This window comes from Pseudomonas sp. B21-036 (assembly GCF_024748925.1).
In the GTDB taxonomy this organism is placed as follows: Bacteria; Pseudomonadota; Gammaproteobacteria; order Pseudomonadales; family Pseudomonadaceae; genus Aquipseudomonas; species Aquipseudomonas palmensis.
In genome coordinates, this window is sequence record NZ_CP087178.1 from 3,945,017 (window position 1) to 3,967,196 (window position 22,180).

At 62.6% G+C, this 22,180-nt stretch carries 16 protein-coding genes; 5 read left to right on the top strand and 11 right to left on the bottom strand.

The features are described from left to right. The first annotated feature begins 96 nt into the window (after positions 1 to 96). Together LOY33_RS17720 and cybB are read left to right on the top strand one after the other, a co-directional pair. Complete coding sequence (locus LOY33_RS17720; protein WP_088514253.1) at positions 97 to 960, top strand: hypothetical protein; 864 nt, start codon at positions 97 to 99, stop codon at positions 958 to 960. Positions 961 to 1,073: 113 nt separating this feature from the next. After that, entirely contained in the window at positions 1,074 to 1,625 is a 552-nt protein-coding gene (gene cybB, locus LOY33_RS17725) for a cytochrome b561 (protein WP_058541353.1), read from the top strand. Here cybB and LOY33_RS17730 read toward each other — a convergent pair whose 3' ends face one another. The 9 genes from LOY33_RS17730 to LOY33_RS17770 form a co-directional block, all read right to left on the bottom strand. After that, a complete protein-coding gene (locus LOY33_RS17730) occupies positions 1,626 to 2,522 on the bottom strand; it encodes a 1-aminocyclopropane-1-carboxylate deaminase/D-cysteine desulfhydrase (RefSeq protein WP_054916685.1) in 897 nt (298 codons plus the stop codon). Between the two features lie 57 nt (positions 2,523 to 2,579). Then, entirely contained in the window at positions 2,580 to 4,616 is a 2,037-nt protein-coding gene (locus LOY33_RS17735; protein WP_258659460.1) for an NADPH-dependent 2,4-dienoyl-CoA reductase, read from the bottom strand. 165 nt (positions 4,617 to 4,781) lie between these two features. After that, positions 4,782 to 5,282, bottom strand: coding sequence for a DUF2199 domain-containing protein (locus tag LOY33_RS17740; RefSeq protein WP_116055079.1), 501 nt, complete (start codon positions 5,280 to 5,282; stop codon positions 4,782 to 4,784). A 64-nt stretch (positions 5,283 to 5,346) separates the two neighbouring features. Then, the gene (locus tag LOY33_RS17745; protein WP_116055081.1) at positions 5,347 to 6,120 is read right to left on the bottom strand and encodes an alpha/beta fold hydrolase; all 774 of its coding nucleotides are present in this window, start codon (positions 6,118 to 6,120) and stop codon (positions 5,347 to 5,349) included. Positions 6,121 to 6,231: 111 nt separating this feature from the next. Further along, complete coding sequence (locus LOY33_RS17750) at positions 6,232 to 6,522, bottom strand: hypothetical protein (RefSeq protein WP_058541357.1); 291 nt, start codon at positions 6,520 to 6,522, stop codon at positions 6,232 to 6,234. A 1,311-nt stretch (positions 6,523 to 7,833) separates the two neighbouring features. Continuing rightward, positions 7,834 to 8,133: a hypothetical protein gene (locus LOY33_RS17755; RefSeq protein WP_146095030.1), complete on the bottom strand. Its 300-nt coding sequence runs from the start codon at positions 8,131 to 8,133 to the stop codon at positions 7,834 to 7,836. Between the two features lie 7 nt (positions 8,134 to 8,140). Then, positions 8,141 to 12,904: an RHS repeat-associated core domain-containing protein gene (locus LOY33_RS17760; RefSeq protein WP_258659461.1), complete on the bottom strand. Its 4,764-nt coding sequence runs from the start codon at positions 12,902 to 12,904 to the stop codon at positions 8,141 to 8,143. After that, entirely contained in the window at positions 12,901 to 15,858 is a 2,958-nt protein-coding gene (locus tag LOY33_RS17765; protein WP_258659462.1) for a type VI secretion system tip protein VgrG, read from the bottom strand. Before LOY33_RS17765 ends, LOY33_RS17760 begins: the two co-directional genes overlap by 4 nt. 83 nt (positions 15,859 to 15,941) lie before the next feature. Further along, positions 15,942 to 16,460, bottom strand: coding sequence for an Hcp family type VI secretion system effector (locus LOY33_RS17770; protein ID WP_043859617.1), 519 nt, complete (start codon positions 16,458 to 16,460; stop codon positions 15,942 to 15,944). A gap of 468 nt (positions 16,461 to 16,928) precedes the next feature. Between LOY33_RS17770 and LOY33_RS17775 the strand changes: the two genes are divergently transcribed. Further along, positions 16,929 to 17,309, top strand: a complete 381-nt coding sequence (locus LOY33_RS17775) for a RidA family protein (RefSeq protein WP_043862834.1) — start codon at positions 16,929 to 16,931, stop codon at positions 17,307 to 17,309. A 25-nt stretch (positions 17,310 to 17,334) separates the two neighbouring features. Here LOY33_RS17775 and LOY33_RS17780 read toward each other — a convergent pair whose 3' ends face one another. Both LOY33_RS17780 and LOY33_RS17785 read right to left on the bottom strand, forming a co-directional pair. After that, positions 17,335 to 18,387: a hypothetical protein gene (locus tag LOY33_RS17780; RefSeq protein ID WP_258659463.1), complete on the bottom strand. Its 1,053-nt coding sequence runs from the start codon at positions 18,385 to 18,387 to the stop codon at positions 17,335 to 17,337. Between the two features lie 16 nt (positions 18,388 to 18,403). After that, positions 18,404 to 19,540 (bottom strand): hypothetical protein, encoded by a 1,137-nt coding sequence (locus tag LOY33_RS17785; protein ID WP_258659464.1) that lies wholly within the window; start codon positions 19,538 to 19,540, stop codon positions 18,404 to 18,406. A gap of 188 nt (positions 19,541 to 19,728) precedes the next feature. Between LOY33_RS17785 and LOY33_RS17790 the strand changes: the two genes are divergently transcribed. Together LOY33_RS17790 and LOY33_RS17795 are read left to right on the top strand one after the other, a co-directional pair. After that, a complete protein-coding gene (locus tag LOY33_RS17790; RefSeq protein WP_078479725.1) occupies positions 19,729 to 20,850 on the top strand; it encodes a carbon-nitrogen hydrolase family protein in 1,122 nt (373 codons plus the stop codon). 3 nt (positions 20,851 to 20,853) lie between these two features. Next, positions 20,854 to 21,894: an AraC family transcriptional regulator gene (locus LOY33_RS17795; RefSeq protein WP_043862838.1), complete on the top strand. Its 1,041-nt coding sequence runs from the start codon at positions 20,854 to 20,856 to the stop codon at positions 21,892 to 21,894. Positions 21,895 to 22,180: the final 286 nt, after the last annotated feature.

A 22,180-nucleotide genomic window follows, 5' to 3' on the forward strand; every position in this document is an offset into this window, starting at 1 on the left:
CCGTGGGAGCCGGCCTTGCCGGCGAAGGGGCCAGCGCTGACAACATTCTGCTAACCTCGCCCCCCCTCACCCAGCACCCGCACAAGGAACCCACCCGTGCCCGGCAATCTTCTCGCCCTGGCGCTCGCCGTCACCCTGGTCTGGCCCGCAAGTGCCAGCGCAGCGCCTGCCCCAGGTCTGGACCAGGACAACGACCTCGCCCTGCTGAGCGACAGCTTCTGGCGCCAGGCGACGCCCACCGACCTGGACACGTGGCTGGCCCCGCGCAGCCAACCCGGCGAGTATCCACCCGGTGTGGTCACCCGCAATACCACGGCCTTTCACCTCGCACTCGAAAACAACGCCTCGCTGGCCATGCTGCAACACCTGCGTGCCGCGCTACCGGCCATGGTCGGGCTCGGCGATTACCCCGAATCGCTACTGTCCACGGCCATCAAGCACAACCACCCCACTGCCACCATCGAATGGCTGCTGGCCCAGGGCGCGCCGGTGGAAGCTGGCGACTACCACAACCCACGCCCGCTGCTGCTGGCCATCGCCCAGGGCGCCGATGCCTCGCTGATCGACGCCCTGGTCAAGGCCGGCGCCGACACCTCCTACTTCACGCGCAGCGACAGCAACATGGACGCCTTCGACGCCGCAGTGCTGACCGAGCACAGCGCCACGCGCCGGGCCGTCGCCCGCCATCTGCCACTGCCCGAGGCCGGCAGCGAAACCATGGAAGCGATCCTGGTCGAGCTTTCGCGCCAGGGTCGCGACGGGCCCGACGCCCCGCACGTGAGCTACGACATCCTCAGCGTGCTGCTCGAGCGCGGCATGAGCAGCACCGGCACCTACTGCGACCCGCACAAACCCTACTGCCTGGCCGACGACAGGAGCGACCTGATGGACCTGGCCATCCGTATCGAGGACCCGCAACTCGTCGACTACCTGCTCGGCAAGGGTCTGAAGGCCCGCTAGCACACTTTTTTGCCCCAGCGCAGGTGCAGGGCACGCGCAAGCGATTAGAGTTATCCGCACAGCGCCATCAAGAGCGCGGCCATTGACCTGATTGACCGATATGAGGAACCACCATGACCCTGACCAATACGCAGGCACGCTACGGCAGCCTGTCGATCGCCCTGCACTGGCTGATGCTGATTCTGCTGGCGGTGGTATACGCCTGCATCGAACTGCGCGGCATCTTCCCCAAGGACAGCGCCGAGCGCGACCTGATGAAAAGCCTGCACTTCATGCTCGGCCTGAGCGTGTTCGTGCTGGTATGGCTGCGCCTGATCCTGAAGGTCACCCACCCCACCCCGCGCATCGAACCCAAGCCGCCGGCCTGGCAGACGGGTCTTGCGCACCTGATGCACTGGGCGCTGTACGCCCTGATGATCGGCCTGCCGCTGGCCGGCTGGGTGATCCTCAGCGCGGCTGGCAAGCCGATCCCGTTCTTCGGCCTGGAGTTGCCCGCCCTGGTAGCACCGGACACCGACCTGGCCAAGTTCGTCAAGGGCTGGCACGAGTGGTTCGGCGCACTGGGCTACTGGCTGATCGGCCTGCACGCACTGGCCGGCCTCTACCATCACTACGTGGTCCGCGATAACACCCTGCTGCGCATGCTGCCGCAAAAAGGTGACTGACTAGGCGAACCCGCGGCGGCCCTGCAAGCCGCCGGTGTGAACGAAGATCAGCCGCGTGCCGGCCACGAACGCGCCAGCCAGCACACGCTCCTGCAGGGCCAACAACGCCTTGCCGGTGTACAGCGGTTCCAGTGGCAGGCCCGATTCGGCCTCGCTGGCCTGGATGAATGCCAGCAAGGCCGGGTCGACCTTGGCAAAGCCGCCCCGGCTGGCGTCGTGCAGGCGGTAAGTGCCCGGCGCCAGCACCTCGACCTCGCCTTCCACCCCATGCCCCGGCGGCACGGCCAGCGCGCCGTGCACCGGGTGGGCGCCCGCTTCGGCCTGGGCCAGCCCCACCAGCGTGGTACCGCTGCCCACCGCCAGCCACCAGGCGTCGTAATCGGCCCAGCCCACGGCCGCCAGCTGCGCCCGCGCCTGGGTCACGATCTGTGCGCAGCCTTCGGTGCCCAGTGGCCCCGCGCCGCCTTCGGGCACGCAATGCCATGCCGGGTAGAGGGCTTGCCAGGGCTGCCAGAAATCCGCCTGATGCCGCGCCCTGTATCCGGCGTACCCCAGCCAGTGCAGGTGCATGCCCAGTGCTTGCAGGTCGTGCACGGTGGGGTTGCTGTGCGGGTGCCCACGCAACAGCCCGGCCGTGGCAAAGCCGAAGCGCTTGCCGGCCGCCGCCAGGGCATGCAGGTGGTTGGAATAGGCGCCGCCCAGGCTGATCACCCCCGGGGCACCACGGGCATGGGCAAGGCGCAGGTGCCCCTGCAGCTTGAACCATTTGTTGCCGCTGATCAGCGGGTCGATGAGGTCCAGACGCAGCACTGCCACCTCGACCCCGGCGCGCGCCAGCCAGCCTAGGGCCAGCGGTTGCAGGGGTGCCAGTGGCAGGTCATCGAAAGCGGCAGACATCGAACAGGCTCGGCAGAACGGGAGCGCGCAGTCTACCAGCGCACCCCCGCCACCGCTTTACAGCTCGGCCGCCAGGCGTGAACCCTGGTTGATCGCGCGCTTGGCGTCCAGCTCGGCGGCGACGTCCGCGCCGCCGATCAGGTGTACCGACTGCCCGGCGGCCAGCAGGCCATCCTGCAGCTCGCGCAGCGGGTCCTGGCCGGCGCAGATCACCACGTTGTCCACCGCCAGTACCTGCGGCTCGCCTTCGGCGATACGGATATGCAGGCCGGCGTCGTCGATCTTCAGGTAGTCGACGCTGTTGAGCATCTGCACCCGCTTGTTCTTCAGGCCTGTGCGGTGGATCCAGCCGGTGGTCTTGCCCAGCCCGTCGCCAACCTTGGTCTTCTTGCGCTGCAACAGGTACACCTGGCGCGCCGGAGCATGGGGCTCGGCCTGGATGCCCGCCACGCCGCCGCGCGCTTCGAGCCGGGTGTCGATGCCCCACTCCCTCCAGAACGCCTCGCGGTCCTGGCTGGTGGCAACGCCCTGGTGCACCAGGAACTCCGACACATCGAAGCCGATGCCGCCGGCACCGATCACCGCGACCTTCTGCCCCACCGGCTTGCGCGCCAGCAGCACGTCCAAGTAGCTCAGCACCTTGGCGTGATCGATACCGTCGATGGCCGGCAGGCGAGGCGCGATGCCGGTCGCAAGGATGATCTCGTCGTAGCCGCCCTCCACCAGTTGCTCGACATTGACGCGGGTGTTCAGACACAGCTCCACGCCGGTGGTCTGCAGCTTGCGCTTGAAGTAGCGCAGGGTCTCGAAGAACTCCTCCTTGCCCGGCACGCGCTTGGCCACGTTGAACTGCCCGCCGATCTCGCTGGCCGAGTCGAACAGGGTCACCTGGTGGCCACGCTCGGCGGCCACGGTAGCGGCGGCCAGGCCGGCCGGGCCGGCGCCGACCACGGCAATGCGCTTGGGCTGGGCCACCGGCAGGTAGTTGAGTTCGGTTTCATGACAGGCCCGCGGGTTGACCAGGCAACTGGTCAGCTTGCCGCCGAAGGTGTGGTCCAGGCAGGCCTGGTTGCAGCCGATGCAGGTGTTGATCTCGTCGCCGCGCCCGGCGGCGGCCTTGTTGACGAAGTCCGGGTCGGCCAGGAACGGGCGTGCCATCGACACCATGTCGGCGTCGCCTTCGGCAAGGATCTGCTCGGCGACTTCCGGGGTGTTGATGCGGTTGGTGGTGATCAGCGGGATCTGCACCGCGCCGCGCAACTTGGCGGTGACCTTGCTGAACGCGGCACGCGGCACCTTGGTGGCGATGGTCGGGATACGCGCCTCGTGCCAACCGATGCCGGTGTTGATCAGCGTGGCGCCGGCCTGCTCGATGGCCTGGGCCAGCTGCACGATCTCCTGCCAGTTGCTGCCGCCTTCCACCAGGTCGAGCATCGACAAGCGGAAGATGATGATGAAGTTCGGGCCGACCGCTTCGCGCACCCGGCGCACGATCTCCACGGCCAGGCGCATACGGTTCTCGTAGCTGCCCCCCCAGCGGTCGGTGCGATGGTTGGTGTGGGCGGCCAGGAACTGGTTGATGAAGTAGCCTTCGGACCCCATGATCTCGACGCCGTCGTACTCGGCGCTCTGGGCCAGCGTGGCGCAGGTGACGAAGTCCTGGATCTGCTTCTCGATGCCCTCTTCGTCCAGCTCGCGGGGCTTGAACGGGTTGATCGGCGCCTGGATCGCGCTGGGGGCCACCTGCTTGGGGCTGTAGGCGTAGCGCCCGGCGTGGAGGATCTGCATGCAGATCTTGCCGCCAGCCTCGTGCACCGCCTGGGTAACGATACGGTGCTTCTGCGCTTCTTCGGCCGTTGTCAGCTTGGCCGCGCCGGAGTACACCCCGCCCTCTTCGTTGGGCCCGATACCGCCGGTGACCATCAGGCCGACGCCACCACGGGCGCGCTCGGCAAAGTATGCCGCCATGCGCTCGAAACCGCCGGATTTCTCCTCCAGGCCGGTGTGCATCGAGCCCATCAGGGTGCGGTTGCGCAGGGTGGTGAAGCCCAGGTCCAGCGGGGCAAGCAGGTGCGGGTATTGAGCGGCGGTCATGGTGAACTCCACAGCGAACTGATCACGGAATGCGGGCGCCTCGCTGCGTGCAGCGGGGCCCGTCGGTTATCTGTGAGGGACAGTAATGCGCCTGGAAGTGAGGCTCAATGACCGAAAGTTACAAGTTAATGACCGTAACTGACAGTGCGTGAGGCGCTGGCCTGTTCACGGATGCAGGCAGCGTTCGGCCAGTTGCCGAGCCTGATCGTGGGTGATGCCGGTGTTTTGCTGCAGGGCGAGCGGGTGATCGCCCGCGTCCACGAACACCAGCGGGCGGTCGCCCAGGGCCTGGGTCTGCAGCGTAGCCTTGAGGTTGAGGGTCGAAACCTCATAGGGGAACTCGCTTTGCACACGTGCCGCATAAGGTGGTTCGCGCTCGCGACCTGGGGTTTCCCACAGTTCGCTGGTGCGGTAGAAATCCGCCTCGCTGACCGTCACCCAGGTCAGCCACACGAACGGCTCGGGTGAGCCGATGATCGGGATTTCCAGGCGCCCGAGCACGAAGTGGTGGGTGTCATCGATGATGCACTGATCGCTGGACAGTGGCGCACGCTGCTCGCGCTCTGCCTGCGGCAGGTCATACCAGGCGGCAGGGGCTGGCGCGCCGAAGGTGGTGGGCAGCTCGTCGTGATACTCGCCACAGGTGGCGCAATGGAAGCCTTGCATGGTGGGTACTCCTTGACACTTAAGGCCGGATCAAGCCGCGCGGCGCGCAAACGGCAGCGTCATGTTACAGGCCCAGCAGTGCCTTGAGCGCAGGCATTACCCACTGGGGGTGATCCTCGTGCGGCGAATGCCCGGTAAACGGGATGTTCAGCAGTTGCGCATTCGCCACCCGATCGGCCAGCTCGCAGGCGTTGGCCCGCGTTACCAGGCGGTCTTGATCGCCATGAATCACCAGCAAATCGGCGGTGATGCCGCACACCGTTTCATTCGGGTAGCCCTGCTCGCCTGAATCCAGCCACAGCTCGCGCAACGCCACGGCCAGGCGGTCGAAATCGGGTTCGGGGTTCAACTGCAGGTAGCGCTCGTAGCTGTGCGGGAACAGCTCACGCCAGCGCGCGCCGGTCACGCGGCTGTACATGCCGCGCACGGGATCATCCGCTTTCAGTTGCCAGTGGGCACCGATCGTCACCAGTTTGTCGATGCCAGCACTCCCGGCAGCCGCGATGCGCAGCGCTGCAATGCCGCCATCGCTGTGGCCGACGAGGCTGAAGCGCTCAAGCCCCAACTGCCGGGCAACCGCCTCCACATCCAGTTGCAAACGCTGGTAGGTCAGCGGCAGGTGCCCCAGGGTCGATTTGCCCTGGCCGCGGCTGTCGATGCCGATCAGGCGATAACGTTCGGCCAGGGCTGGCGTGATGGCATTGAAGGTTTCGATGTCGCCAAAGCCACCGTGCAGAAAAACCAGTGCCGGGCCCTGTGGGTTGCCTTGCTGTTCACAATAGAGGCGTGCCCCGGCAACTTCGACGTACTGGCCGTCCTGGTGAGTGAATGTCGTCATTTGAGGGTCCCTTGTTTGTGTCGCGGTGGCAATTGTCGGCGGCAGTTTAATGCGTTGCGCCTTCGACGCGGTACCCCCGATGCCCTCATTGCCAGGTATGAAGTCCTTTGCTTAACGCATCGTCCTGTCATTGATCGGAAAAACACAACCCTTACTCTGCCCCCAAAGGGTCAGTACGAAAATAGCGACAATCATGAGTGCCCCGCCATAGGTTGCAGTCAACATGATGAATGACAGCTTTTTATGCTCAAACTTGAAAACCATCGCCCACATTTCAAACATGCCAGAAAAAGTATTCATGTTGATGCCTTTTTTCTTGCAGCATTGGTTTGCGTAAATCACCGCAACCGCCATGAGCAGACCACAAAAAACAAACAAAAAAATGCGAAAAAACTGGATCATGCTACACATTTATAATGGCATACCCTAAACAATATATAAACTTTCAGTACGCCCAAGCTCGCCCACCAAGATAGAACATTGACCATAAAGCGAACTGCGTTACATCACCGCATGGCACTGCTGAAATATGGCCCACCCACCAAACCAGCCATCAACTACAAAGCACAGACTTAAAGCACAGTTCTTCGGCGCCAAACACGCATCAGCAAAAGCACTTGCCGAGCCAAACTTCAGCTCTTGTTTCCCCTTCCACTCACCCTAAGTGAACCACTACATCAAGCGCACACCCCTGAGATCGCGCGTAAAACACCAGAGAAGCTAGCCCGACTCCTGCGGCTGCTCCGCCGTAAACAGTTGTAAGGACCACACACGAAAGCATCTTATTTTTAAATGAAAAAGCATGCCTATAAATCTCAAAAAGCCCTGCTAAGGTATTCATATTTATGCCATTACGCTTGCAGTAAGAATTCGCATAAAAAACCGTTAAAAAAACCACCCCAAACAAAAACCAGAAAATTGTTTCTATCAATAAAGCCATCCAAAAACACACAATACACCCTCAATCCTTCAGTGGAATTATTACAGTGAGGGATAGAGGTGCGCCCCAGCAACTTCGACGTACTGGCCGTCCTGATAAGTGAATGTCGTCATCTAAGGGTCCCTTGTTAATGTCGCAGTGGCGGTTGTCGGCGGCAGTTTAACGCGTTGCGCCTTCGACGCGGTACCTTCGCCTAAACCTGATCAGGATCATGCGCCCTCGGCAACTACCTAAGCCCCTACCTACACTCCGCCTTTCATCAACTCGATTGCTTACCGCATTGATCTATAATTAAGTTTAAAGTCGCACCCATGGCTCTGCCCCCATACTGTCAACGCAAGAATAACGATACCTATAGCTGCCCCCCATAGGCCGCAGTCAGCAGGAGGATGGACAGCTTCCTGCTCTCAAACTTAAAAACCTTGCCCCACACCTCTAACATACCTGAGAACGTATTCATGTTGATGCCATTTTTTTACTGTACGAGCTTGCATACAACACAGCAGAAACCAACAAAACCCAACAAATAACAAACAAAAGAATCCGAACGAACTGTATTACGTCGCACATAACCTACTACCTAAAAAAACGTAACACCTGGACCGGCAGGAGCTTTAACTTCAGGGCCACCCCATAAACATAAAGCTCGGACTGGTTGAGGGTTGCCTAAAACACCCCTGAATCAACGCCATTCCTACTCCCACACCTACGTTGACTCCTTTGCATCAGGATCAGAAACCTCCAAACCACATGATGGCTTCCGATCCATATGTTTAACGCATTGATCTGTCATTGATTGGAAAAATGCACCCCTGGCTCTGCCCCCACAAAGTTAACACGAGAATAATGACTGCTACGCACAGCCCCCCAAAGGCGGCTGTCAGCATCAATATCGACAGTTTTTTGTTTTCAAACCTGAAGACCATGCCCCACATTTCAAAAAGGCCTGAAAAGGTATTCATATTGATACCTTTTTTCTTGCAACAATGATTGGCATAAATGACGGATGCCGCCACAAACACCCCACCGAGGACAAATAAAAAAATACGGAAGAACTGCAATACATCACACATAAACCACCTAGAACAATGGAATTGAAACAGCGGGGCTGGCAGGCGTCTTGATCTCAGGCCCCACTCCTGCCCCGAAACCTACATACAGTTCTGGCCACGTCGAGGTCTGCGTGACATCAATCTGGATGATACCTAGCGCTACCCCAACTCCCGCTGCCGCCGGCAACGACTTCGAGTCAGGATCAGAGAATTTGAAACCGCAACTAGCAGTCGCACGAGCACCTACACTCATAACGGGTATAGCCACCTGCCCCGCCGCACCGGTTTTTTCGTTTGCACTCATACCGAACGAGACGCCCGTGCCTACCGCAGCAGTAGCAGAAGCCCTACACTCCCCCGTCATAATAGGTTTGGCCGGCGGCGGCGCCATCGCCCGGGAAACCTCATCCGGTGTCGCACCATTCTGCAACATCCAACTTCCCAGTGAAGCGCGCTCCGCGACGCCTGGCATGTTCAGGTCGAACAGCCCCAACGGGTCAGCCCGCATAACAGGCTTGTTGCTCACATAGCTGTACACGTTCAACCCACCCAGCATCCCGATCGGGTCTCTCGACACATAGCGCGCCATGCGGGGTTCGTAGTAACGGAATCGGTTGTAATGCAGCCCCGTTTCAGGGTCGTGGTATTGCCCCTGAAAACGAATCGGATTGCCCACGCCATTCTGCGCGGCCCACGACGAGCGCTCTTCACGAACCTCACCCCACACCTTGTACTGCCCCGTCCAGGCAACATTGCCGTTGTGGTCGGTGATTTCCATTGGTGTGCCCAGGTGGTCGCAGTGGTACCAGGCAATGACGTCGAACGCTGGCGCAGTGGGCAGTGTCTGCCAGAGTGGGTCCTGGTCGATGTCGTATTGACGGCCCTGCCAGTCGGGTTGCCTGAGCAGGCGTATCGAGCGCTTGTGCAACGCTTGAGCCACCGGCACGAAGCGGCCCGGTTCGTAGAGGTAGTGAACGGTACGGCCTGTGTCGCCCTCGTCGAGGGGCAATGCGCTTTCCCAGGCCAGGGTTTCGCCGTCCCATCCGTACAGCGTGAAACCGCAGTGCAGCTCGCGCTGACGCTTGCTGCGCTGCATTGCATTCCAGCCGGTGCCGGCCTCGGGCTTGTCCTTGTAATGGGCGACGGCATGCTTGTGCAACCGCCGACCAAGGGCGTCATAGCTGTATTCCACACTGAGCCTGTCGTCGCTGTAGCGCACCAGGCGATTGAACAAGTCCCAGCTGAAGTGGGCAGGCACACCGTTGTGCAAGCGTTGCACAAGGTTACCGCGCTCGTCATACGTGTAGCGGCTGCCCGCGTATTCGCGCAGCACGTTGTCCATCACCTTGTGGGAGCTGGCATCGTTATCCAGCGGGCGATGCAGTTGCCGCGCCTTGTCCGTCAGGTTGCCGGCCGGGTCGAAGGCAAAGGTTTCTTCACCCAGGCGGCTGTTGGCCTGCAGCAGGCGGCCTAGCGGATCGTACTGGTAGGCCAGGTGACCACGACGGGTATCGAGGATGTCTGTCAGTTGACCGGTCGGGTCGTATTGATACTCGCGCTTGCACAGAATGGATTGGCCGTCATGACTGGTGAGCAACTGTTCTTGCGGACGCCCTAGCGCGTCCCATACCTGCGTTTGCGTCAGTTTGTTGCCCTGATGGCGGGCGACTTCGCGATGCAGATCGTCGCGCTCATAAGCCAGTATTTCGTGCTGGTCAAGTCGCATGCCCAAGAGATGGCCGCTGCCGTAAGTCAGCCAGCTGACCTTGTGGCCATCCGGGCGCGTGGTGGCGATTCGCTGGTTGAGTGCGTCGTACTCGTGCAGCCACACCGCTACCATCGGCGTACCCGTTGCCAGGTAATGCTGGTGCTCACGGGTCAGGTTGCCCGCGTCGTCATAGAACCATTGCAGTGTGCTGGAGTCGTTGATCGCCTGCAGCACCTTGCCATTGCCGTCGTAGGCAAAGCGCTCTGTTTGGCGCTGATCGCCAAGGTGCGCTGTGCGCTCGATCAACCGACCCATGCGGTCGTGCTGCAAATCGATGCGGCGCTGCCCCACCTGGCTGCTCGCCAGGCGCCCAGTGCAGGGGTCGTACCGATAACGGACGGTCACACCATCGAAGCCGGTTTCTGCCACTCGACGTCCCATGGCATCGTACTGGTAAAACGCGCACTTCTCGTTCTGGTTCTCCAGGCTGAGCAACCGCCCCAGCCTGTCCCACTGGTAGCGCAACGTGTGCTCCTTCGCATCCACCCGTTCAGCCAACAGACCGGCAGCCGTATAGGACCAGGTAGTACAGCGATCCAGCGCATCCAGGTGCGCGAGCAAGCGCCCTTCGGCGTCACGCTCGAAGCGCTCTTCGGTTTTGTCTGGATGAATCACCTTGGCCAACTGCCCCGCCTTGTATTCGTACTGCGTCTTGTCGCCCGCCGCATTGGCGGTTTCCACCAGTTGCCCGAATTCGTTGTAGTGCCACTGGCTGGTCTTGCCCGAACAGTCGGTGTATTCGAGCATCTGCCCGGCCTCGTTGTACCCGAGTTTTTTCTCGTTGCCGTGAGCATCCTTGATTGCCTTGACCTGGCCTGTGGCGGTGTAGACAAACTCGGTCTTGTTGCCCAGCGGGTCGACCGTCTCTACCAGGTTGCCGCGCTCGTCGTAGTCCCGTCGCCACAGCCCACCTTCAGCATCCCGAACCTTGATCAGCTGATCATCGTCGCTGTACGCGTAATGCACCACGCTATGGTCGGCACGAATGTGTTGCAGCCGGTTGCTTCGCTCGTCGTAGGCAAAACGATCCTGGCTGCCGTCGGCATGAAGGTGGCGAATCAGGTTCTTGCGCTGGTCGCGAAACAGCCACTCCGAGCGCCCATCCGGGTACTCGATACGATAGGTGTAGCCCTGCGCATCGTAATAGTGACGGGTCTGCTGGCCATACGCGTCAGTCACCGTTGTCAGGCGAATGTGTTCATCCCAGGTGAGACGAGTCTCGAAGCTGCTGTCGTCTGCCCATTCGTGCACGGCCCTGGCGCGAGGGCCGCTGCCGTCCCAGCGCAAGTTGAGACCACGACCGGTACGGTCGGTATAGCGCGTGATCAGGTGGTGCTGGTACGCGTACTGCCAGGCAGCGCCATGCTCGTCCTGGGCGGTTACCAGGTCGCCAAGCCGGTCGTGGTGATAAGCGCAGAGCTGGCGCAGCGGCTTGCCATCGACCACCTGCCAGAGCCCCTGGATACGGCCATGCCCGTCAAGCACGGTGCCGAGTTGCAGGTGTACCTTGGCAGGGTCATTCTCCTGGTAGGTGTTGATGTCCGAGAGTACCGGGCGCCCCTGATGACGGTGCTCGTAATGCAGCGTGGCTCCTGCGCCACTGCGCAGCACGATATGCGTGAGGAGGAAGCGCCCCCCTGCCCGCTCATAGGTTTCCTTGCGCCCCAGCCCGCGCATGAGAATCAGCTGACTGTCGGTGGTGCGCACCAGGGCGTTGTACTCCACCGGGTCATAGTGCGACATACCGATCTTGGGCAGCGGGTAGGCATGGCTGCGGCCATCCACGTCGTGGAACAGCACGCCGTCATCCAGCATATCGATGCACGTGGTGAATTCGGTGATCCAGCGTGCGCCCAGGTTGGCGCTGTCTAGGGCATCGAGGCGCGAATGATAGGTACGCGTCCACACGATCGGAAACGGCCCCGGCAGGCTGAAGTCGGTGTGCTGAAGCGTCTCGCTACCCGAGGCGAAGTTGATGCGGTTGCACGTGCTGGTGGGCGCGCCATTCTTGCACTGGTTGGCCTCCAGGCTCGCCGGGCTCTGCATCTTCTGCGTTTCGACCTTACCGTCGGCAGCCTGGTGCTGGGTCATGCTGATGGCTGCGGTCTTGACGTTGGCCACCACAACCTGGGGGTTGCGCGTGCGCCATTGCTCTACGCTGCTGGCCAGCTTCATGCGCAGGCCTTCAATGGAGCAAGGGCGGCCGGGATCGGAAAGTTCAAGGATTTCAGCACGCACCTGTGGCGCCAGTTCCCGCAGGCGCGCAATCTGCGCCAGTAGGCCAGCTTTGCCCTCGTCCCCCAGTGCAACGCTCACAGCAGCACTGGTCATGCCTTTGCCGGCCGCCTTGTAGGCATCAAAGGCTGCCCGGAGATAGTTGTCGATGCTCGCCGTCGGGTCGTGGACAAGCCGGCTTCCAGCTGGCGCCGAGACCGGGCTGGCCACATCCACAGCAGTGCCGGCAACCAAAGCACCGAGGCCTGAGGCGATGTCGAGAATGATCTGTTCGCCCAGAATTGCTGCCTGGGCCAACGCCTCCTTGAGATTGCCCTGGGACTGCTCGACGAAGTCATCCAGGCTACCGACGATGTCAGCATTCAAGTGGCCCGCCATCAGCTCTATCAGCGCATCACCCAGCGCCCGCTTGCCCTCCTGGCGCACGATGAACAGCATCGGGCGCAAGGCCATGCGTGCTGCGGTCATGCTCGCAGGGGAAGCCACCATACCAATCAGGTTGAGCCCGAAGCTCGCGCAATCAAAGGGCTCAGGTACGTTGCTGCGCGCCAGCGCGACAACATCACCCAGCGCGTCGACCAAGGCAATGATATTGCCTGCCATGGGCACACTGCCGGCGACACCGCTGATGCGCTCAAGGGTGGCAAAACTGGCACTGACCTCACGTAGCCAGGCATCGAAGACCACGGCGCCACGACCAACGTCCTCTATCTGGATTTCGCGAAGCGGGGTGATGGCTACCTGCGAGGCGCGGGAGTGGTCGTCGCAAGCGTAGGTATGTTCAGTCATGAGATCAGTTCACCTGGCAGCAAATCGGTAACAGTGTTCAGGCTGTGAGCCTTGAGTTCAGCCAGCTTGGGTACTGGCAACCTTGGCAGGCCGGCCAGGCCCGCCGCACTCAGCGCGGCCGAGGCGGCAGGCAGCGTAGAACCGACGGCACTGGAAGCGCTGACCCGCTGTGCCAGCCCACCCATGCCGCCCTGCATTGCGCCCCGCATCTGCTGCATGCCTTGGAGCGCGCTTTGGCCGGTGTTGAGCAAGTCACTGCCGGCCTTTGCTGCATGCATGCCCTTGCCGGCGAGTTGCTTGGCCTCTTCGATCAGGCTGCCGCCAACATCAGGCTTGAGCTTGTCGAGCATCGCACCGAGCATCGACGGCGTGCCCTCTTCGAGGGCCGACAGGCTCGGCCAGGGCAGGCCCTTGGTAAAACTGCCAAGGCTCCAGGTGTTGACCGTATCGAGACCAAACCTGACCCACGCCGGCCCCGGCGCAACCCCCGACACGGCATTGAACCCCTGGCCATCGAGGCTGCCCTTGAGCACCGTGCCCAGCGCATCGGTCACTTCGTAATCGCCGGCCTGGATGCCCTTGGCATTGGCGTACAGGTTGAACAGCTCCAGGTTGCCCTTGCCCGGTTTGGGCGGCTCGGGAAAGGTCCCGGCCAGGCTCTTGGGCCCCACATGGGCGAAGTTCGCCGCGTGCGCGGTGTACGGCCCGGTGGTCACGTGGGTGATGCCACTGGCGTTGTAGGTGGTGGCACTGCCGCCGCCCTGCACCACCAGTTCGGTCTTGGCTGTCAGCGTGATGCGATCGGCATTGGCAGTGATGTCGAGCTTGGCCAGCAGGTTGATGCTGTCCTTCAGGGCCCGGAAGTCGATATCTCCTGATACGGCGATCAGCCGCCAGCCCATGTTCTGCACAAACAGCCGCATGCCCTGGCTGGCACTGGCCAGCAGCCGCTTGCCGATCGACAGACTCGTATGCCCGGTGCTGCTCAACGCCAGGTGTTCACCGGTCGCGACATGCGTCGAGCGCGGGGTGGTCAGGGCGATGCCCGCCGGGCTGGCCAGCACCAGGTGCGGTTCGCTGAACTCGGGAAACTCGTTGGCGCTCTGGTTGGTCGGGCCGCTGCCGACGATGCCCTGGTGCTGGGCATGCAGGGCCTTGGCCACCTCGTCCTGATCGCCCGAATCCTGCGCCTGCACCTCGCGCGCCTGCTGGCCGAAGCCGTCCTGCTGCTCGCTGGCGGTGGCCAGGCGTTCGGCGGTTTCGGGCAGGTCCTTGTGGTGCTTGGCTTCGTGATGCCGGGGCTCGGTGGTCAGCAGCAGGCCCGCCGCCGCGCGCACGGCGCCATGCCGGTCGGTGCGCAGTTCGAAACCCTCACCGCGCGGCTGGCCGCCCGAGGGGCGCGGGTGGGTCAGGTAGCCCAGGTTGATCGCACTGGCGCCATGGTCGCTGCGCAACGCGATGCTGATCTCGCTGGTGGTGTCGTCGATGCGCAGCTCGTTGCTGCGGCTGCCCTTGTATTCCTTGCTCTTGACCGTGGCCAGGGTCTTGAAGTCGGGCAGCCGGTACGGCGGCAGGTTGGCGCCGTGGTACAGGCAACCGGTGATCAGCGGCTGGTCGGGGTCGCCTTCCAGAAAGGTGATCAGCACCTCCATGCCGATACGCGGCAGCGAGATGGCGCCGAAGCTGCTCTGGCTGGCCCAGCTGGAGGCCACGCGCATCCAGCAGGTGGTCTTGTCGTCCGATTGGCCTTCGCGGTCCCAGAAGAACTGCACCTTGACCCGGCCGTACTCGTCGCAATAGATCTCCTCGCCTTCGGGGCCGGTCACCACGGCGCGCTGGGAGCCCAGCACCCGTGGCTTGGGATGCCTCAGCGGCGGTCGATACGGCACGTCCCACGGCGTGGCGCAGAAGCGGTTGCGATAGCCCTGGTGAAAGTCGTCCTTGAGGTCGGTGACGTCGCTGCTGATCACCTCCTCGAGCACCTGCGGCTGCTTGCCTTCATGCAGCACTTCGGTGAGCAACCACAGGTCGTTCCACGCCGGGTTGGCATGCTCGGTCAGGCTCAGAAAATGCCCGCTGACCAGGCTCGGCTGGTCGCTGCGGCCCTCGGCCAGGCGGTAGTCGCTGCGGTGGCGCTCCAGCGCGCGGGTGGCCAGGCGCTTGCCGCGCGCGCGGTCGCTGAAGCGCGCCGGGTAGTCGTAGTCTTCCAGGTCCGGCGCGGCACCGCTGTCGGCGTCGCTTTCGAGCTGGATGCGCGGTTTGGTGAAGTCGTAGTCGCGCCGCGTGGTGCGGCTGGTGCGCGTGGCCAGGCGCAGGCCGAAGCGCTTGATCACCGGCACGTCGGCCACCAGTCCGGTGTCCTGCTGGTAGGCCACCGGGGCCAGCGTGGGGAATACGGTCTGGTCGTCGCCGAACACCAGCGCATGGCCCTGCGGGCTGTGCTGGAAGTGGTAGTGGATGCCCTCCTCCTCGCACAGGCGCTGGATGAAGTGCAGGTCGGACTCGTCGTACTGCACGCAGTACACCCGCTCGGGGTACACCGCGCCAAGCACGAAGCGGTGGTCGCTGGCGAGGATGCCGTGCTCTTCGAGCACCTGGGCGATGATCTGCGGCACCGTCTTGTGCTGGAAGATGCGCTGGTTGATGCGGTGTGCCAGGTACGCCAGCTGCGGGCGCAGCACCAGCCGGTAGCGCGACAGGCGCCGCCCGGCTTCACCCTGCGCGGCGCTGTAGACCAGCCCGTGAATGCCGCTGCCGCTGGGCGACAGTTGCAGGAAGGCGAGCGTGTGCAGGAGGGATTCGAGGTTCAGCGACGCCCGTTCACTGACCAGCTCCAGTTCGAATTCGAACGGCTGGCTGAGCGCTTCGCGCCCGCTGAACGACAGCACCTGAAAGTCGCTGTCGACCCCGTCCAGGGTCAGGGTGAAATGGGGCTGGTTGGCCGCTGAGAACATCCGATGTTCCTCCCGCTGCAAAAACTGGGGTGACAGGCTGCCCCGGCCATGCTGGCTAGCCGGGGCAGTGAACTAACGCAGGCTTAGCCGGCGACCGGGGTGCGCCAGTCGTCCGAGCCGGAGGTACCGGACACTTCGTGGGTCCAGGTGATCTTGCGGTAGGTGAAGTGCACGTCTTCGAGGTGGGTGAAGTGCGCGTTGGCCGGGTCCTGGCAGTTGTGCATGTAGTCCTTGATGTCGACGATGATCGCGTCTTCGAGCTTGGTGGTGAAATAGTGCTCCTGGGTGCCGGCCGCCGAGGTGCGGTACCAGTGGATGACGATTTCGGTCAGGCGCTCGCCGGAGGTCAGCGCGGCCAGCAGCAGGGGCGATGCCTTGTCGAAGACCTTGGTGATGACCACCGGCTTGTGCACGCGCTGGCCGGTCGGCTGACCGGACTGCGGGTCGCGCGGGATGATCACTTCGTGGTTGAAGCCCTGGACCATGACCTGGTCTTCGTGGCCTTCCTGGTAGGTGTTGCCGACCGAATCGGCGGTGAAGGCACCGGCGGTGATCAGGCCTTGTTTGGTGCCGGTGACGGACATGTAGGCAGGTGTTGCCATGGGGGGTTTGCTCCTTGCAAAAAGTGAAGCCGGACAGGCGAAAAATGCCGTGCGGCTGCAAGGAGACAGTTCAAGACCCGTGCCAACTTAAATTTAGTTGTTGTTAATCAGTAGCTTGTGTTTTTACTGTACGTTTTTTGAGCACTTTTACGCGAGAAAACCCGAAAAAGTGCGCAACTTCTTGCGCAGTACTGTGCAAGAAGTTGCGCAGCTGGCTGCAGACCACGTTTATTATGGCTCGCAGCAATGTATGCACAGGGTTATCCACATTTGAGTGCGCAAGAAGTTGCGCAGTTGGGGAAATCGGCCGCGAGCATTTCAAGAGGCAAAACGAGCGTCGACTGACCGATCGATCGTCGCCGACAGGCACCCACTCACTGACGACTGAATGCGCTCGCCATCGCACCTCATGCGCCATGACCCTGTAAACTGTCGGCCAACTTGCCCCCCCTCAAACGAGAGCTGCCCATGGCCAACCACGACCTCACCTTCGTTCCCGATCTCGATGCCGACTCCATCTCCTCCGACGTTGTCGGTTTCGGCGGCGTGCTGGTCTCCACCCAGATCCCGACCCGGGCAGACGGCAGCCTGGAACTGGGCGACATCACCCTGCAGAGCGAATGCACCCTGCAAGCCCTGAAGGTGGCACTGGAGCGCGCCGGCAGCTCGATGGACAGGGTCATGCACCTGACCATCTACCTCACCGACATGGCCGACCGCGCCGCCTTCAATGCAGTGTACCAGCGCTTTTTCGCCAAACCATGGCCAGTGCGGGCCGCAGTTGGCGTGGCCGCCCTTGCGGTCGAAGGCATGCGCGTGGAAGTGACGGCCATGGCGGCCAAGGGCTGAGACCAGCCGTAGGCGGTCACCTGGCTCAGGACCGCGGCAGGCAGGCCAGCATCTGACGAATACGCTGCTGGGTATAGCCGGCTCGCGCAGCCGCCTCATCGATCGACTGCCGGGTCACTGTCTGCTCGATCAACCCGCCTTTGCGGGAGAATCCGGCCTGGCCAAGCACGACGAAATCGACCGGCTCGCTGATACCGTTGTAGGCACGGATATCGCTGGCGCTGCTGGCTGCTCGCCCTCTCCGGCAGCCGTCCCCTGGTTTGTCCGGGGACGATCGAAAAGGGGGCGTCAGGCCTGACTCGACAGCGCTGCAGCGCTGCCCCACAGGGATAGGGCCGGATGCCTGTGCGGTGATTGCATTGGTGTGCAACAACTGGTGCAGCGCGATTGAGCCTTCGCCAAAAGCCGGCCCGCTTTCGCCCACAAGCGCGAACGTGCCGTGCAGGCCCTTGCCTGCGACCCAGACGATCGATCCCAGCATGCTCGCCTTGGCGGCCACCGCTATGGGCAGTGTCTCGGAGTCCAGAGGCTGCACCTGGCCATCCACCTTGTGGCGCAATGAGGTGGTGGAAACATAGCTCTGCACCGTGGCGCCGCTTACGGTGTCAAGCAGCGGCCCCTTGCGCAGCCGGCCCTTGCCATTTCCGATGAGGTAGCGCCCATTGCCGCAGGATGTTCTGGCCTCCCCTGGCGCAAAGGGCTCGACTTCCATGGCATACACGCAGAACTCGGGCGTGTGCTCGGCAAACCCTTTGAGTTCCGCCTTCAGAAAAGCGTTTCGGCAATCAAGGTCGCATCGATAGCGGACACCTTTGCGCATGATCGAAAGGCCGTTGGCGATATAGGTGAACCCATGATCGCCAACGGTGTAGGCGCCCTTTCCACCATCCGGATTCACTGCCAGCCGCGCACGCACGGCGATCGAGCCATCCTTGAACACTCGCGTCACCAACACTCGGGAATCACCCTTGCTGCTGGTCAGTGTGCCAGGCGTACCGCAATCCTCGGCGCCTGAAGCCATTGACACGGCGAGCAGAAAGCCCGCAGCAAGCCCGGACAGTACCGTTGCGCCAGACATTCTCGATCCCCCCAGCTCAAGGACCAGCCGCAGGAGCGGCGGAGATACTGATGTAGAAGTCGATGGTGACTTCGCCCTTCTGGCTATCCGTCAGATAGGCCTTCAGCGGTTTCTGGGTCTGCCTGAGCGCCTTGACCTCCACCCAGTAGCTTCTGTTTTCAGTAATCACCCTGACTTCGGCAGCGCCCTGATCGGCTGAGTCCTGGGTTGCGTAGGTGATGCGCAGGTCGCCGGAGGAGTTCAGGATCAGAAAGCGCTCCTGCCCGCCTGCCACCATGTCCAGTGTGGATCCGGATGGCAGCCCTTTGATCGAGGGCACTTGCCCCTGAAACGGGTTGCAACCGGGAGCATCACTGTCAAAGCCCGGTGCAGTGGTGTAGATGCGCGCAATCCATTCATTGGCCTCATCGGCCAGCAAGGCCGCCTGGAGCTGCTGCTGGGCATTGAAACGTCCATTGATGGAAATAGGCGCCAGGCCGGCTGACCACGCGTTCTTCGTGCCGTCCGGCGGGGGAACCGGCCGTGACCCGATCGCGTCGGAGATGATCCGGTACGTCACCTCAGGGGCAGGCTGCAATGCAGCCAGGTAGTTATTGAGCGCCGCGACGATTTCGACCAGTTTCTCCTTGTACACCCTGTCGAATGCCTTCGCCCTGGAAATCGCGCCATACAACGAGTAGGCATTGGTAATCGACACGGCTCCAGAGCCAGCCTTCAGCTGGGCGATGCGCCTTATCAGCTCGTTACCCTCCTCCAGGCTGGCCCGCTCGTATATCGACTCGACACACATCACCGCTTGCACGCCACGGTGATAAAGCTGCTCTCTGGTGGGTTTGTACTGCGCAGCGGAAAAACCATAGAGCGATGCACTGCCAGCCGCAAGCGCTGCCACCTGGTGACCGTTGCCTGCAGTGACGGCCTTGTAGCCCCCAAGACCCAGCGCACCTGCCAGCGCCAATGACGATCCCGACTGCCAGTAGGCCAATCCGTTGGTCTTGCCCTGGAGCTCCATGCGGATCTTGCTGGCCAGTTGCGAGCCAGTGGCAGTCTTTGTTTCAGGCGCGATACTCTGCACATAAGGGTTGAACAGCGCACAGGATGCGAGCAGCGCGGCCCCGCCCATGACCAGCAGTCTGACCAGCCGTATCGTCATGATGCCAATCCTTTGGAAGGCTGTAACAACGACGATAGATCCGCCATGGCAAATAGCAAGTGCGCCAGTATTTAAGACGCCTGCAGCTGTCCTATGCTTCGGCTCAGGGCCCAGTGCGAGCAGGATATGTTTCACCAACCCCCTGTTTCCAGTACCCTCGACGCAACTGCGGACATACATCTGATTCCATGCGAAAACTTCTGCTTGGCGCCCTGGCGCTTGTTCTGACTGCCATGCTCCTGGGCTATGGCCTGTGGACCGAACAACGCCCGGCCGGCCACTACCTGTCCGACCTTCGTGTTGAAGTGGCGCTGAACCAGGGCGTGCCCGCCGACAAGGGCAATCTGCTGGGCATCGAGCCACTGCTGTATCCGGGCGACTACCAGAACCTGGCCCTGCTGCACCGCAAGCTCGCCGCCTACCTTGAACACGCTCGCACCCAGGGCCTGGTCGGCCCGCGCACGATCGTGGTGCTGCCCGAGCATATCGGCACCTGGCTCTGGGCCCGCGGCGAAAAGAAAGAGCTGTACCAGGTCACCCGCCTGCAGGAGGCCTGGCAATGGCTGGAGCTGAGCAACCCGCTGCGCTACGGGCTGGCGATGTTCAACGCCGAGGGCGACGACCGCCGCGCCGATGCGCACCTGCGCATGAAGGCCACGCAGATGGCAGCCGACTACCAGCAACTGTTCGGCGGCCTGGCCAGGGAGTTCGGCGTGACCCTGGTGGCCGGTTCCATCGTGCTGCCCACGCCGTATGCAGAGCAAGGCATCCTTCACAGTGGCAGCGGCGCGCTGTACAACAACGGCGTGGTATTCGCCAGCGACGGCAAGGTGATCGGCCAGCCGCAACGCCAGCAATACCCCGACAGTGAAGTGCGCCGCTTCATCCGCAGCGGCGATGCCTATCCGCTGCAAGTATTCGATACACCCGCAGGCCGCCTCGGCGTATTGGTGGGCAGCGACAGCTGGTACCCGGCCAACTACCAGCAACTGGCCGCGCAGTCGGCACAACTGATCGCGGTACCCGCCTTCATCAGCGGCCGAGACAGCTGGACCGCCCCCTGGCGCGGCAACCGCCACCAGCCGATGGCCGTGAGCCTGCCGCTCAAGGCCGGCCAGGTCGAGGAAGGCCAGGCCTGGCAGCGCCTGATCGGCCACGGCCAAAGCGCCGATACCGCCCTGCTGAGCGTGTTCCTGCGCGGCCAGTTCTGGGAAATTGCCGGCGACGGCCTGGGCTTCACCAGCCGCGACGGGCACTACGTCAGTGCCAGCAGTCATCCCGGCGCGCGCCTGCTCAACCTCTGGCTGTAACCGATGAACCGACCACGGGTACGCCTGGGGGATCTGTCGGTGGGGTTCATCCAGAGCCTTGCGCAGGCGCTGCAGCAACTGGGGCATGATCCGGCCCCCCTTCTGCAACGCTACGGGCTTGTGCCTGCACGGCTGGCCGAAGCCGGTGCGCGCCTGTCGATTCCGCGCTACATGCACCTGGGGCATGCCGCCATTGCACTCAGCAACGAACCGGCGCTGGGCTTGCACATGGGCCGCCTGAGCCGCCTGAACCAGGCCGGCCTGGCCGGTGTAGCCGCCGCCCAGGCCCCTACCCTGGGCGAGGCCGCGCGTACGCTGGTGCGTTTCGAGCCGCTGTACGCCGCCAACTACCGTGGCCAGTCCAGCCTCCATGAGGACAATCAGGGCGCCTGGCTGCGCTTCTATTCGATCAGCCCGTACAACGACTACAACCGCTTCGTGGTCGACTCGGTACTGGCCGGCTGGCTGGCACAACTGTCGGGGCTGGTGGGGGTGGCAGTGCAGGCAGAGCGCATGGAGATCGAGTTTTGCGCGCCCGCCTATGCCGACCGTTACCAGGCCCTGTGCAGCAGCCCGGTGCAGTTCGGGGCCACACATAATCAGTTGCGCCTGGACCGCGCCAGCCTGGCGCTGCGCAACCCGGCCCATTGCCCCAGCACCTGGCAGCACCTGTTGCAGCTATGCGAGCAGGAACTGGCGGAGCGCACGCGCATGCGCAGCCTGGCTGAGCGTATCGCCCATCTGCTGGGGCCGTTGCTCAACGGCGGACGTGAACCGGACCTGGGTGAAGTGGCGGCGCAGCTGCAACTGCCCACTTGGACCTTACGGCGCAAGCTGGCCGAGGAAGGCACGCAGTTTCGGGCGATTCTGAACGACACGCGCCGCGATCTGGCTGTGACCTACATCCGCGACACGGAGCTGGCCTTTGGCGAAATAGCCTACCTGCTGGGGTTTGCGTCGGCAGAGGCCTTTCAGCGCGCATTCAAGCGCTGGAACGGCGTGACGCCGGGGGACTTTCGCCGCAGCCAGCGGCGGGGCGCATGAGCCCGATCAGAGCTCGGTAGCGTCTTCGGCCGGCTCTGGCGGGTCGAGTTCGAATGCGCGGTATTCCAGCAGCTCTTCTTGATAGTCGTCCATTGCCTGCTCCTTGGTTTTCTCGATCATGTCATTGAGTCGTGCTTCACCCTAAAGTGCCCAGGTGAAGAAAAAATGACCGTGACGTGACAGGCTGGCGCAAGGTGGCTCGCCCTTCGCTGGCAAGCCAGCGAAAATTACAAGCGCTCAGCCCATTGAGATAAACGTAGCAGGCAATCGATGATTTATCCGATGC